Source organism: Marinobacter algicola DG893 (assembly GCF_000170835.1).
Classification (GTDB): Bacteria; Pseudomonadota; Gammaproteobacteria; order Pseudomonadales; family Oleiphilaceae; genus Marinobacter; species Marinobacter algicola.
In genome coordinates, this window is record NZ_ABCP01000014.1 from 1 (window position 1) to 12,347 (window position 12,347).

A 12,347-nucleotide genomic window follows, 5' to 3' on the forward strand; every position below is an offset into this window, starting at 1 on the left:
AGCCCACTTCCTCAAAGCTAGAAGGTCTCGATTATGAATAAGTCTGAGCCAGTCAACGTATTGGGCGAGAAACTGGAAGTATGCGGTACGGATCCGGAGACCGGGTTTTATCGGGATGGGTGTTGCAACACTGGCCCGGATGACCTGGGGGCCCATGTTGTCTGTGCAGTCGTCACCGATGATTTTCTGGAATATTCCAGCGCCCAGGGTAACGATCTCAGCACACCTCGGCCGGAGTTTGGCTTCCCGGGGTTGAAAGAGGGGGATTCCTGGTGCCTGTGTGCCTCCCGCTGGCAGGAGGCGTTTGAGGCCGATAGTGCGCCGCGTGTGAAGTTGCGTGCGACGCATCGTTCAGCGTTGAAGTATTCAAAGCTGGAAGATCTTAAGCGTCACTCCGTGGATTTGAGCTAAGTGAATGGCGGATCAAATCGGGCCTGATCTGTCCGGGTGGCAGGAACTGCAAGCCAGATTGCGGGCTGCCGGACATCGGCGGTTGGTGGTTTTAGACGGGGATCGCACCGCCTCTCTCGCGTGGCTGGGGGAACTTCTTCCAGCGTTGTCGGTAGCGCCAGGGATCTGGACTGGGCCGGTTGAGGATCAGCCGGAATCCTCGCTGACCTCGATCAAACCGGTTGAAGGACGTCGCTGGTTGGGACAGGAACTGGCTTGTGTAGTCTGGGATGGCTGGCGGGGGAATCCGCCGGACGGCTTTGCGGCGTTGTCGGGAACACTTGCGGCCGGTGGTCTGTTTTTCTGGCTGATGCCAAAGCTGAAAGAGTGGGGCGGTTTCGACGATCCGGATTACCGGCGTACCGGGTTGGATGGAATCGATCAGCATCCGTTTGCGGCTCGTCTGGCGGGGGTTGTGGCCGGTGATCCTGATATTATTCGCATTAACCCGTCTGTTGACCCTCAGCCGCCACTGCCAACGGTTGTACCACCCGGCGATGCCTTCCGGGTAGGCGCTACCGATGACCAGCGCGCGCTTGTGGAAGAGGTGGTTCGAACGGGGCTGGGGCGGCGTCGGCGACCGCTGGTGGTGACGGCGGATCGGGGGCGGGGTAAGTCTGCAGCCCTGGGCCTGTCGGCGGTTCGTCTTCTGAATGAAGGGCGGCGGCGCGTGATTGTGACGGCGCCAGGGCCGGATGCGGTGAAAACATTGTTTCACCACGCCCGCCTGGCCTGCGGACAGGCCTCAGATCCTGGCATGGGCACGGACAATGTTGCGGTGGGCGATCAGGGGCGGCTGGAATATTGGCCCCTGGATCGGCTGCTTGCCGAAAAGCCGGAGGCGGAGGTGGTGATGGTGGATGAAGCCGCCGCCATACCGGCAGACTTGCTCAAGCAGATACTGCTGGGCTGGCCGAGGGTGATATACGCTTCCACGGTGCATGGCTATGAAGGTTCCGGTAGAGGCTTTGCCATCCGGTTTCGCTCGGTGCTGGATGCCGAAACGCCTCAATGGCGCAACACATCGATTACGGCGCCCATACGATGGTCTGGCTCTGACCCCCTGGAGCCGTTGACGCGTCGGATGTTTCTGCTGGATGCCCAGGCGCCATCCATCAGTCAGGACGATGTGAATGTCGCCGTTGAGCGCTGGAACCCGGGCACCGCGAAAGACAGTGAATTGGAGGAGGCCTTCGGTTTGCTGGTGGATGCCCACTACCGTACCTCTCCCGGTGACTTGCGCCAGTGGATGGACGACCCGGCTGCGGTGAGTTGGCGCCTGACGCGCGGTCGTGTTCTGGTCGGCGTGCTTTGGGCGACGGTGGAAGGGGGGCTGGACAGCGAGCTTGCAGAGCAGGTCATGTTGGGCAAGCGCCGCTTGCGGGGACATCTTTTGCCCCAGTCCCTGGCCACCCACAGTGGATTTGCCGAAGCAGCCTGCCAGCGCCTGTTGCGCATCGTGCGGATTGCCGTGAGTGCCGAGGTTCGCGGTGAGGGGCTGGGTCAGACACTGGTGGCGGCTGCGAATGATTATGCGTGCAAGCAGGGGCTGGACGGTATCGGTACCAGTTTCGGCGGCAACGCCGGACTGTTGTCGTTCTGGCAGCGGTGCGGGTTGGAACCAGTGCGGCTTGGCCTGAAGCGCGAAGCCAGCAGCGGCGAGTATCCCCTGCAGTTGCTTGCCGGGGTGTCTGCACAAGGTAAGGCGTTGACAGACCATTTGCGTCGCAGGTTGACGGAGCACTGGCTCACCCTCGTGCCGCGCAACTGGGTGGACGCAGAGCCGGAGTTGATTCTGCGGATAACCTGCAGCCTTCCCGCTGGCAGACCGCTCAATAAGGATGACTTCAGGGACCTGCACAGTTTTGCCAATGGCTATCGGGGCTTCGATCTGGCCTTGCCGGTACTGAGGCGGCTATCATTGCAGGCAGGCGTCGTCAACGAGATGACTGACGAACGTTCGCGCTCCCTCTGGGCCAGGGCGGTGCTACAGGACTGGTCGTGGCCCGATCTGCAGGCAGACGGTGAATGCGTGGGTCGGGAGGCAGGCGAAGCGGAATTGCGCTCTCTGGTGGGCGATATTTTGCAGAACCGGCCCGACTTGTGAACCGCTCGCTTTCATTGCCGCCCGCGACTGACCAGAATATCCGCAAAAATAAATCAACAGAGACTGAATCACCATGGCCCAGGGAACCGGCACCATCCTCCTGAGATTTCTCGCCGCGCTGGTCGCAGGCGCGCTGATGACAGCGTGTGCGACGGGCGAAGATCCATCCAACCTCAAGCAGCGTCGGGCGTCAGTAGCGGACACGCCCTTGATGGAAGCGGTCAGTAACGGAGATCTTGAACGGACCGAGTCGCTTGCGGCCTCTGGTATGTCTTTGAACACATTAACCGAGGCCGGCACACCGCTTTCGGCTGCGGTGAGGGCGGGTGAGGACCGAATTGTCTGGTTCTTGCTCAGCGAAGGCGCCGCGCCGGATCTGGCGCCAGAAAGTGGCGTAACGCCGTTGATGATTGCCTCAGAGGATGGTCACCGGCGGATCGTGCAACTGTTGTTGTCGGCCGGTGCCAGCGTAAATGCATCGGACGCTGAGGGGACAACGCCGGTGATCCGTGCCGCCCGTAACGGTCATCTTTCCGTGGTGAAAGTGCTGTTGGCCGCCGGGGCGAACGTCAATGTGAATCAGGGCGGCCATTCGCTGTTGATGCACATTGTTGAGGGCGGGGACTTACTGACCGCCGAGATGCTGCTGGCGGCGGGTGCAGACGTTAACTATCGCGGTAGTGACGGGCAAACGGCGCTGGATCTGGCGCGGGCCAGCAACAACCGGGATATCGAGATGTTGCTGATCCAGGCCGGCGCCGAGCTATGACACGGGCTCACTGACCTTTCAGCGCAGTGCCATGGGGTCGTTGCTGTCGTTCAGTTCCGGCTCGAAGTGTTCTTCAACCACAGCGTCAGGCACGTCCCTGACGGTCGGGAAAGACCAGGCGGGCTTGTGATCCTTGTCGATCAACCTGGCTCTGATACCTTCCCGCAAGTCTGGTCGCCGGGTACAGCGGGCTGCCATGGTGTATTCCATCCGGAAGACGTCCTTCAGTGACATTTGCTGCGCCTTCTTTAGCTGGGTCCAGACCAGCCAGGCGGTGACCGGGCAGCCGTTGCGCAGGTTATTCACGCAGCCTTGCCACCAGTCGCTGTCGATCTCCGCCGCCAGGAGATTCTCAACAATGGCCGGTAGCTCATCGCCTGCGCTGAGCCTGGCGATGTCCTGCTCATGCCGCGCCAGTTCACTGGTTGGCAGTGCCCTGTAGTCGGGATGCTCAAGTTGCTTGACGAGCCGGAACAGGCGGTTGTCATCCGCCGCTGATTCACCGGTCCAACGCTCCTCTTTCAAGCGCTCGATCAGTGAATCCACCTGATCTGGCAGGATGGCCATGTCAGCCAGGCCGACCCTCAACACGTCAGAGACATTCAGCCGGGCTCCGGTCAGCCCCATGAACAAACCGATGCGGCCTGGCAGCCGATTGAGGAACCAGCTCGCACCGACATCCGGAAACAGGCCTATGGTTATCTCCGGCATGGCCAATGTGACATCGGGCGTTACCAGGCGGTAGCGGCAGGCGGAGAAAATGCCAAGTCCACCGCCCATCACCACGCCGTGGCCGATGGCGATCACCGGCTTGGGAAAGCGGTGGATGGTGTAGTCCAGGCGATACTCACTGGCAAAGAATTCGGCCGGTGCGTCCGGGTCTTCGTCACCGGACAGGGCGCCATAGAGTTCGCGGATATTGCCACCCGCGCAGAACGCACGTTCACCGGCGCCGCGGAAAATAACCAGGCTGATGTGGTCGGCTTCGGCCCACTGATCCAGTACTGCCTGGGTTTCGCGGATCATCGACGCGGACAGGGCGTTCAGGGTGGCAGGGGAATCCAGCGTGATCAGACCAATGTTGCCTTCCCTGCACGCGATTTCCTGAACCTGAATGGACATGTCGACTTCTCCGCATCGAATGGGGTGATAAAAGGTGGTTACAGGTGATGGGAATAGTGACGTAAATGATGTCCGGCTACGTACGGTTTATTGATCCATCACATTTGAGCTTTGTTCCTGCTGTGCTATAAATTCGTGCAACTTGCGCACCGGCAGGGTCCTGTCGGGCTATAAAACGATGAGAGGGTAAAACCAATGAGACTGAAATACCACACCCTGGCTGCCGTGTTTGTGTTGGGGGCTGCCGCTCCCGCCGTTACCATCGCCGCTGGTGATGCTGAGGCCGGTAAAACCAAGGCCGCCGTGTGCGCAGCCTGCCATGGCAAGAATGGCATCGCGGCCATTCCGGGTTACCCCAACCTGGCAGGGCAAAATGAGCAATATCTGGTGTCCTCGCTCAAGGCGTACAAGAACAATCAACGTAACGGTGGCCAGGCCGCCATCATGCAGGGTCAGGCGGCGGGCCTCAGCGATGAGGACATTGCCAACCTGGCTGCTTATTACGCCAGCCTTCCGGCGGGTGGTGGGGAATAATCCCCATCACCGTCAGGGCATGGCAGGCGTTGCTTCGCTGATAATTCGGTAACTGGGTTCGTAAGCGCCGGAACCGGGCAGCTTCATCCGGTCCTGGGCGACGAACTCTTTCAACATCGCTTCCAGGGGAGCCAGTAGTTCCGGGTCGCCGGATATTTCAAACGGCCCCTTGGCCTGCACGTGGCGTATGCCGCTTTCCTTGACGTTGCCGGCGACGATGCCGCTGAATGCCTTGCGCAGGTTGGCGGCAATCAGGTGAACTGGCTGGTCACGGTGTAGCTCCAGCGACCGCATGCTTTTGTGGGTAGGCTCGAACGGCATCTGGAACACCGGGTCGATCTTCAGCATCCAGTTGAAATAGTAGGCGTCCTGCATGGCCCGGCGGAAGGTTTCCACGTCCTTCATACCCTGTTTCATGGTATGGGCGACTTTGTCCGGATCGTCGATGATGATCTCGTACTTGCTGGCGGCTTCATCGCCGAGCGCATTGCGAATGAACTGGTCTATCATCTCGAAGTATTCCGCGTTTTCCTGCTGTCCGGTAAAGACGACCGGGAAGGGCAGGTCGGCGTTGTCCGGGTGCAGCAGGATGCCCAGCAGATAGAGAATTTCCTCGGCGGTACCCACACCTCCGGGGAACACAATCACGCCGTGGCCCGTCCGAACGAAAGCTTCGAGGCGCTTCTCGATGTCCGGCATGATCACCAGCTCGTTAACGATCGGGTTCGGCGCTTCGGCACCGATGATGCCCGGTTCCGTCAGGCCGATGTAACGGCCGTTTTTTACCCGCTGTTTCGCATGGCCAATGGTCGCGCCTTTCATCGGGCCTTTCATGGCGCCAGGGCCACAACCGGTGCAAATGCTCAGCCCGCGCAGGCCTAACTGGTGGCCCACTTCCTTGCTGTACTGATATTCGCGCTCGTTGATGGAGTGGCCACCCCAACACACCACCAGGTCCGGATGACGCCCTGCCTGCAGCACGCGGGCGTTGCGGAGAATGTGAAAAATCAGGTTGGTAATGCCTTCAGGGTCGTCCCGGCGCAGTCCCTCTGCAGACTCGGGGATGGAATAGGAATAAATGATATCCCGCAATACCGAAAACAGATGTTCCCGAATGGCGCGCAACATCTGCCCGTCCACAAACGCATGGGCCGGCGCATTGACCAGTTCCAGTTTGAGGCCGCGTGGTTGTGGAATCAGGCGAACGTCGAAGTCGGCGTGGGCTTCCATCAGAGTTTTACCGTCGTCGGTTTCAACACCCGTATTGAGCACGGCCAGGGCGCATTGCCGGAATAGCCGGTACAGGCCCCCTTCGCTTTTGTCCTTAAGTCGGTTGACTTCAAAGTTGGAGAGGATTTCCAGGCTGCCTTCTGGAGAAACCAGGGCATTGATGGTGGATTCGGTCATGAACGGAAGAACTCCTGAATGTGCTGCGGGCCCTTGGCGATAGGGCGTTCCTTTCTGTTTCAGTATAGCGGGTCTCGAGAATGCCCGATTTTGAGGCAAACCGTGAAACCGTTACACTAAGCGCTTTACTGTAATTACGCTACCCGACAGACGTCCGATTTATGAAACTCCTTATACGCCCCGCCGCTGAAGTGGCCATCAAGAGCAAACCCGTTCGCCGGCAACAGATGCGGCACCTGCGGCAAAATATCCGTAAACTGCTGGCACGCCTGGACAACGATATCCACGTTGAGGGTTCCTGGGACCGGGTGGATGTGGCGATCCCTGACGGGCGTGGTTTGGCTGGCCCGGTGATAGATGAGTTGGGTCGTATTCCGGGGATTTCGACCATCCAGGAGATAGGTGTCTTTCCCTGGGTAAGTATGGACGACGTGGCGGAGCAGGCAGTAACGGCCTACGCAGACCGTATCCGCGGCAAAACCTTTGCGGTTCGGGTCCGCCGACAGGGTTATCACGAATTTCGCTCAATTGACCTGGAGCGTTTTGTTGGAGCCGCCCTTTTTGAAGCCTCCGAGCCCAAGGGCGTAGACCTTCGCAACCCGGATATTGAAGTGCGTCTTGAGGTCCACGAGGACCATTACCACATTGCCCACCGCAAACACCGTGGTGCTGGCGGCTACCCGTTGGGCGCAGTGGAAACGGTGATGACTTTGGTGTCCGGTGGATATGACTCCTCGGTGGCGGCTTATTTGATGATGCGTCGGGGGCTTCGCTCCCATTTTCTGTTTTTCAGTCTCGGTGGCCCCGCCCATGAAATTGGCGTGCGCCAGGTGGTGCATTATCTGTGGGATCGTTACGGCGCCTCCCACGGCGCCAAGTTCATTTCCGTGCCCTTTGAAGGCGTGGTGGCTGAAATCATGCGTTCAGTCAATCAGCGCCACTGGGGGGTGGTACTCAAACGCCAGATGCTGAAAGCCGCCTCTGATATTGCGGCCGCCAACAACGCCGCTGGTCTGGTGACCGGTGATGCCGTGGCGCAGGTGTCCAGCCAGACTCTGTCAAACCTCAACGTGGTGGACCGGGCCAGTAACGAGGTGGTGCTAAGGCCGCTGATTTCCATGGACAAGGAAACCATTATCAACATCGCCCGGGACATCGGTACCGAACCGTTTGCTCGCACTATGCCGGAGTACTGCGGTGTGATTTCCCGTAAGCCGGCCACCCGTGCCAAGCTCCATCGGGTAGAGGAAGATGAGGCCGCTATGGACGCCCGGGTATTGGAGCAGGCCATCGCCAGCCGTCAGGACACACCGGTCAACCGCCTTCTGGAAACCACCCGGACGCCAGAAGAGGTGGAACTTGTTCATACGCCGGCCGTGAATGATGTGATCATTGACGTGCGCCACCCGTCTGAAGGGGAGCAGTCACCGCTGCAGCTCACCAGCAATCAGGTGATGGAGATACCGTTCTACGAGCTGAATGAGCGGATCCAGTCTATGCCGGACGACAAGCAGTACCTGCTGTACTGTGACCGCGGCACCATGAGCCGGATGCATGCCTGCCATCTGAAGGCCGAGGGGCACACCAATATCAAGGTGTACGCCCCGGCAAGCTGATGCCTACCCTTCCAGTCCCTTGAAGAACTGCTGCACGTTGGCGCTCAGAGCTTCCAGATCGTAACCGCCTTCCTGCACAACCAGGGTGGGCAGGCCGGTGCGACGGATGTCAGAGCCCAGGCGACAGAAGCCTTCGGAGGAAACCGATACCTTGGCCTGGGGGTCGTTGTAGTAGATGTCGAACCCCAAGGTCAGTATCAGCACGTCTGGCTGGAAAAGACGGATGGCAGCCAGTGCCTCATCCAGTTTGTCGAAAAAATCCTGCTCTGACGACCCGTGGGGCATCGGCAGGTTGATGTTGTAGCCAAACCCCTCCCCTTCACCACGCTCGTCTTCATAGCCGCTGACCACCGGGTAGAAGTTGGTGGGATCACCGTGAATCGACACGTAGAGAACATCGCTGCGATCGTAGAAGATTTCCTGGATGCCCTGGCCGTGGTGCATGTCGGTGTCCAGTATGGCAATCCTGGGATAACGGGGCTTCAAGTGCTCTGCGGCAATAGCGGCATTGTTGAGGTAACAGAAGCCTCCGGCGGCATCTTTTCGGGCGTGGTGGCCCGGCGGTCGACACACCGCGTAGGCGTGGCGCTCGCCGGCAACCAGGGCGTCAGCAGCGCCGAGCGCTGTCTGGGCAGACCAGTAGGCGGCGTCCCAGGTGTTTGCGCCGATGGGGCAGCTACCATCGGCCTGGTAGCGGGCGGCTTCGGCGAGGATGCCTTTGAGGGCATTCGGTGACCGAACGAAGATATTGGAAATCACTTCGTCACCCCAGTCTTCCATCTTCGACCAACGACGGTGGGCAGACTCCAAAAAGCGCAGGTAGCCCAGATCGTGGACCTTTGAAATCGCCCCGGCACCCTGGTCTGCTGGCTGTAATACCGGAATGCCCATGGCCTTCAGTCCTTCCAGCATTTGAGCGGTGCGATCAGGAACTTCCTGGGGCTGACGCATCTGGCCGCGGGTGAAGTAGGTCTTCGGAAGATGCTGATCCTGCGAGGGATGAAAAAACGCCTTCATGTTCCTGCCTCCTGATAATGACATGGTTCGAGTATAGGCCCCCGCCGGCGCTGGTCAAAACACCATGGTCTGACTTTACAGTGGCGGTTTCTGCATCCACTATGAGAGACATATCACACTGACGCAAACCCCAATTCATACATTCCGAGAACATTGTTAAAAGGAGCCGAGATGATCGAGTCACCACTGCTTCCCAAGCTGACTGGCTACATCGGCGGTCGCTGGTCTGATTCGCCGGACGGTAACACCTTCGATGTCTATAACCCGGCCACGGGTGAGGTGGTTGCCAGTGTGGCATCGATGTCCGAAAGCGAAGTGTACAAGGCAGTTGAAGCGGGCAAGTCTGCGCTTCGTTTAACCAGTCCCTATTCCATCGAAACCCGTCGCAAGTGGCTGGAAGATATTCGTGATGCACTCAAGGCCAATAAAGAGGAAGTGGGCCGTATCCTGTGTATGGAGCACGGCAAGCCGTTGAAGGAAGCGCAGGGTGAAGTGGACTACGCCGCCGGGTTCTTCGATTACTGCTCCAAACACATCCAGGCACTGGACGCTCACACCATTCCCGAAAAGCCGAAAGACTGTACCTGGACGGTGCACTACCGCCCGATTGGTGTTACTGGCCTGATCACACCCTGGAACTTTCCCATTGGCATGATCGCCAAGAAGCTGTCCGCCGCCCTGGCGGCCGGGTGCCCGTCGGTGATCAAGCCGGCCAGCGAAACGCCGCTGACGATGATTGCGCTGTTCGCGCTGATGGACAAACACGTCGACCTGCCAGATGGCATGGTCAACCTGGTCATGGGCAAGGCCAGTGTGATCGGCAAGGTGCTGTGCGAAAGCCCCGACGTGCCCATGCTCAGCTTCACCGGTTCTACCGAAGTGGGCCGCAAGTTGATACTGGATACGGCCGACCAGGTGAAGAAGCTGGCCCTGGAGTTGGGTGGCAACGCACCGTTTATTGTCTTTGACGATGCGGACCTGGATGCCGCAGCCGATAACCTGATCGCCAACAAATTCCGAGGCGGCGGCCAGACCTGTGTCTGTGCCAACCGAATTTTCGTTCACGAGAAAGTGGTGGATGAATTCGGTCAGAAACTTGCCGACCGGGTCAATCGCATGACCGTGGGTAATGGTTTGACGGAAGACGTTGACCTTGGCCCGCTGATCAACAAGGCCGGGTTCGACAAGGTGAAGCGCCACGTGGAAGACGCCCTCGAACGGGGCGGTGAGTTGGTAGCCGGCAAGAAGCCGGCAGATCTGGGGGATGGCCACCTGTTCTTCCCTCCGACGGTCATTTCCGGTGTGACCCGGGACATGTGCTGCTCCCGCGAGGAAACCTTCGGCCCGCTGGTGCCCATGGCCACCTTCCGCACGGAGGAAGAAGTCATCGATGCCGGTAACGACACCGAATTTGGTCTGGCTTCCTATGTGTTTACTGCAGATGCGGAACGCGCCCAACGTGTAGCCGCCGGGCTGCGCTTTGGACATTGCGGCTGGAACACCGGTACCGGCCCAACGCCGGAAGCGCCGTTCGGTGGCATGAAGGCGTCCGGCATCGGCCGCGAAGGTGGTCTGGAAGGCCTGTTCGAATTCGTTGAGGCCCAGACCGTTCCGCACGGATTTTAAGGTTCCGGCGTCAACAGGACCTTCACGGAGTCATCCACCAGGGTAGAATCGAGATAGCCGATACTGCCCAGGGTGGATGACACCACGCTCTTCATGCTGTTCGCCGAGGATACCTCCCTCGGCGGATGCCCCTTCCCGGTCAGAACCTGCCGCGACCAGAACGACTTCAGCCAGGCGTCATTGCGCTCGGTGATCAGGTCATTGAACTCATCCCGCATGCTGTTACCCGCTGGAAGCTGGAATGCGACCACGCGCTGGCCGTCAGGCATTCGTGAGCTGCGGTTCAGGTAAATGTCCTTCACCTGCTGCACGGTGATCGAATCCGGGCCACCGTGGTGGCCGATGATCACCAGTTCCGCCCGGGAGACGCTGCTCAACAGGCATAACGCGATGAGCAATGCGGGCAGGGATACGCGTCGAATCGCCATGGTGTCCCTCCTGATCAGAATGCGGCATCAAGCCGGACGGTGTATACGTCGGTGCTGTCGAATCGGCCGCCGGGATTGCCGGCCAGGGCATCCAGCTGGTTGCCAATCAGGCCCCCGGTGGTTTTGCCGAAGCCCCTTGCGTGGGTCCAGTCCACCTTCATGGCAACCGAGGTGGTCATGTCCCAGCGGAATCCCAGACTGTAGGCCTGGCGGCGTACGTCCAACACCTCAAGCGGAGTGCCGTCGCGCTCGTAATTGTCCTGGCTTTCGACCCAGGAGGCGGTGACATACGGGGTGACTTCTTTTATCCGATAGCCGAGAGTGATGTAGGCGGAGTCCGTGTCCTGGTAAAAGCCGTCCACTTCAACCCGTGTCAGTTCCGACATCAACAGCCAGCTGCCATCGTCATAGGACAGGCCCAACCCCATGAACTCAGTTTTCTCTTCGTCACCCAGCGGTGGTGTTCCGCCGATGGTGGCTTCCGCACGGGCGTAAACGCCATGGAACGTCCACAGGTAATTGGTCCAGTTGGCGGTCAGGCCCGTGATGTTGCGCAGTTCCACGCTTACGCTCCGGCCCAGGGAGTCGGCATCGTCGTCCAGATGGCCGGCAAAAGCGTGGGCCTGAATAGAGGAACTGGACAGGTTCAGCGTGTAGGCCGCATCGGCACCCAGGTAGCTGCGGACTGGCACCGGATCGTAGACCGCCTCCGGTGGACGTGCCCAAGGCTGGCCATAGCCGATTTCCAGAGTCTCGGACTCCATGAACAGCGGCAGGCGCATTTTACCGGCTCTCAGTTCGGAGCCATTGGCGAATTGGTGGCGCAGGTAGCCCCATTCCAGTTCGGTGTCCCAATCCTCGTTGCCACGGGACACCAGCTGCATGACCGCGTCGGTGTTGCGGCCGAGGGCAAAGGTGGTCTGCAGGCCAAACAGGCTGAGAGTCTCAAGGTCGGATTGTTCCGTTGCCTCGTCGTAACCGGCATCGTTGTTGGCGCGGGTATAACCGGTGCTGAAAAAACCGTTAAGGCGAACCTTTTCCAGGCTCGACTCGGTCATCTGTTTCTGCATGGAATCCAGCCGCTGCTCCAACTGGTCAATCCGGTCGCTATCATCAGCCATGGCCGGTAACGACAGGGTCGCGGTCAGTGCGAGGGCGGTAAAGGCAAAACGGGGGGTAAAACGGGTAGTGCTTGGGTATACGGAGTACATCGTACATCATCTCCTTTGATGTCTGGTCGCAAAATGCGGGCGCCTTCCTGGCTTCAGGGG

Annotated in this window: 11 protein-coding genes; 6 read left to right on the top strand and 5 right to left on the bottom strand. The window is 59.5% G+C overall.

Translation table 11 applies throughout. The annotated features are described in order from the left end of the window. Positions 1–33 precede the first annotated feature (33 nt). The 3 genes from MDG893_RS10800 (at position 34) to MDG893_RS10810 (ending at position 3,326) form a co-directional block, all read left to right on the top strand. Positions 34–411: a DUF2237 family protein gene (locus MDG893_RS10800; protein ID WP_007153822.1), complete on the top strand. Its 378-nt coding sequence runs from the start codon at positions 34–36 to the stop codon at positions 409–411. A 4-nt stretch (positions 412–415) separates the two neighbouring features. Continuing rightward, positions 416–2,557 carry a tRNA(Met) cytidine acetyltransferase TmcA gene (locus tag MDG893_RS10805; RefSeq protein ID WP_007153823.1) on the top strand — a complete coding sequence of 714 codons (2,142 nt, stop codon included), beginning with the start codon at positions 416–418 and terminating at the stop codon, positions 2,555–2,557. Positions 2,558–2,630: 73 nt separating this feature from the next. After that, the gene (locus MDG893_RS10810) at positions 2,631–3,326 is read left to right on the top strand and encodes an ankyrin repeat domain-containing protein (protein WP_007153824.1); all 696 of its coding nucleotides are present in this window, start codon (positions 2,631–2,633) and stop codon (positions 3,324–3,326) included. Between the two features lie 18 nt (positions 3,327–3,344). Here MDG893_RS10810 and MDG893_RS10815 read toward each other — a convergent pair whose 3' ends face one another. Continuing rightward, positions 3,345–4,448 carry an enoyl-CoA hydratase/isomerase family protein gene (locus tag MDG893_RS10815; RefSeq protein ID WP_007153825.1) on the bottom strand — a complete coding sequence of 368 codons (1,104 nt, stop codon included), beginning with the start codon at positions 4,446–4,448 and terminating at the stop codon, positions 3,345–3,347. A 195-nt stretch (positions 4,449–4,643) separates the two neighbouring features. On the opposite strand from MDG893_RS10815, the gene MDG893_RS10820 reads away from it, so the two are divergent. Then, on the top strand, positions 4,644–4,982 hold the full coding sequence (locus tag MDG893_RS10820; protein WP_007153826.1) for a c-type cytochrome: 339 nt from the start codon (positions 4,644–4,646) through the stop codon (positions 4,980–4,982). Positions 4,983–4,994: 12 nt separating this feature from the next. Here the strand turns inward: MDG893_RS10820 and ppnN are convergent, their stop codons facing one another. Then, positions 4,995–6,389: a nucleotide 5'-monophosphate nucleosidase PpnN gene (ppnN, locus tag MDG893_RS10825; RefSeq protein ID WP_007153827.1), complete on the bottom strand. Its 1,395-nt coding sequence runs from the start codon at positions 6,387–6,389 to the stop codon at positions 4,995–4,997. Between the two features lie 161 nt (positions 6,390–6,550). Between ppnN and thiI the strand changes: the two genes are divergently transcribed. After that, positions 6,551–8,005, top strand: a complete 1,455-nt coding sequence (gene thiI, locus MDG893_RS10830) for a tRNA uracil 4-sulfurtransferase ThiI (RefSeq protein WP_007153828.1) — start codon at positions 6,551–6,553, stop codon at positions 8,003–8,005. Positions 8,006–8,008: 3 nt separating this feature from the next. Here the strand turns inward: thiI and MDG893_RS10835 are convergent, their stop codons facing one another. Continuing rightward, complete coding sequence (locus MDG893_RS10835) at positions 8,009–9,022, bottom strand: histone deacetylase family protein (protein WP_007153829.1); 1,014 nt, start codon at positions 9,020–9,022, stop codon at positions 8,009–8,011. A 171-nt stretch (positions 9,023–9,193) separates the two neighbouring features. Here MDG893_RS10835 and MDG893_RS10840 point away from each other — a divergent pair, with 171 nt between their 5' ends. After that, the gene (locus tag MDG893_RS10840; protein WP_007153830.1) at positions 9,194–10,648 is read left to right on the top strand and encodes an NAD-dependent succinate-semialdehyde dehydrogenase; all 1,455 of its coding nucleotides are present in this window, start codon (positions 9,194–9,196) and stop codon (positions 10,646–10,648) included. On the opposite strand, the gene MDG893_RS10845 is transcribed toward MDG893_RS10840, so the two are convergent. Then, complete coding sequence (locus MDG893_RS10845) at positions 10,645–11,076, bottom strand: hypothetical protein (RefSeq protein WP_007153831.1); 432 nt, start codon at positions 11,074–11,076, stop codon at positions 10,645–10,647. The genes MDG893_RS10840 and MDG893_RS10845 overlap by 4 nt on opposite strands. Before the next feature lie 14 nt (positions 11,077–11,090). After that, complete coding sequence (locus tag MDG893_RS10850; protein ID WP_007153832.1) at positions 11,091–12,287, bottom strand: porin; 1,197 nt, start codon at positions 12,285–12,287, stop codon at positions 11,091–11,093. Positions 12,288–12,347: the final 60 nt, after the last annotated feature.

What these genes read in the sequence shown, in the direction of transcription:
- MDG893_RS10840 (WP_007153830.1), top strand. Translation starts at nt 9,194, where the DNA reads ATGATCGAGTCACCACTGCTTCCCAAGCTGACTGGCTACATCGGCGGT.
- MDG893_RS10805 (WP_007153823.1), top strand. Translation starts at nt 416, where the DNA reads ATGGCGGATCAAATCGGGCCTGATCTGTCCGGGTGGCAGGAACTGCAA.
- MDG893_RS10820 (WP_007153826.1), top strand. Translation starts at nt 4,644, where the DNA reads ATGAGACTGAAATACCACACCCTGGCTGCCGTGTTTGTGTTGGGGGCT.
- MDG893_RS10845 (WP_007153831.1), bottom strand. Translation starts at nt 11,076, where the DNA reads ATGGCGATTCGACGCGTATCCCTGCCCGCATTGCTCATCGCGTTATGC.
- MDG893_RS10835 (WP_007153829.1), bottom strand. Translation starts at nt 9,022, where the DNA reads ATGAAGGCGTTTTTTCATCCCTCGCAGGATCAGCATCTTCCGAAGACC.
- MDG893_RS10815 (WP_007153825.1), bottom strand. Translation starts at nt 4,448, where the DNA reads ATGTCCATTCAGGTTCAGGAAATCGCGTGCAGGGAAGGCAACATTGGT.
- MDG893_RS10850 (WP_007153832.1), bottom strand. Translation starts at nt 12,287, where the DNA reads ATGTACTCCGTATACCCAAGCACTACCCGTTTTACCCCCCGTTTTGCC.
- ppnN (WP_007153827.1), bottom strand. Translation starts at nt 6,389, where the DNA reads ATGACCGAATCCACCATCAATGCCCTGGTTTCTCCAGAAGGCAGCCTG.
- MDG893_RS10800 (WP_007153822.1), top strand. Translation starts at nt 34, where the DNA reads ATGAATAAGTCTGAGCCAGTCAACGTATTGGGCGAGAAACTGGAAGTA.
- thiI (WP_007153828.1), top strand. Translation starts at nt 6,551, where the DNA reads ATGAAACTCCTTATACGCCCCGCCGCTGAAGTGGCCATCAAGAGCAAA.
- MDG893_RS10810 (WP_007153824.1), top strand. Translation starts at nt 2,631, where the DNA reads ATGGCCCAGGGAACCGGCACCATCCTCCTGAGATTTCTCGCCGCGCTG.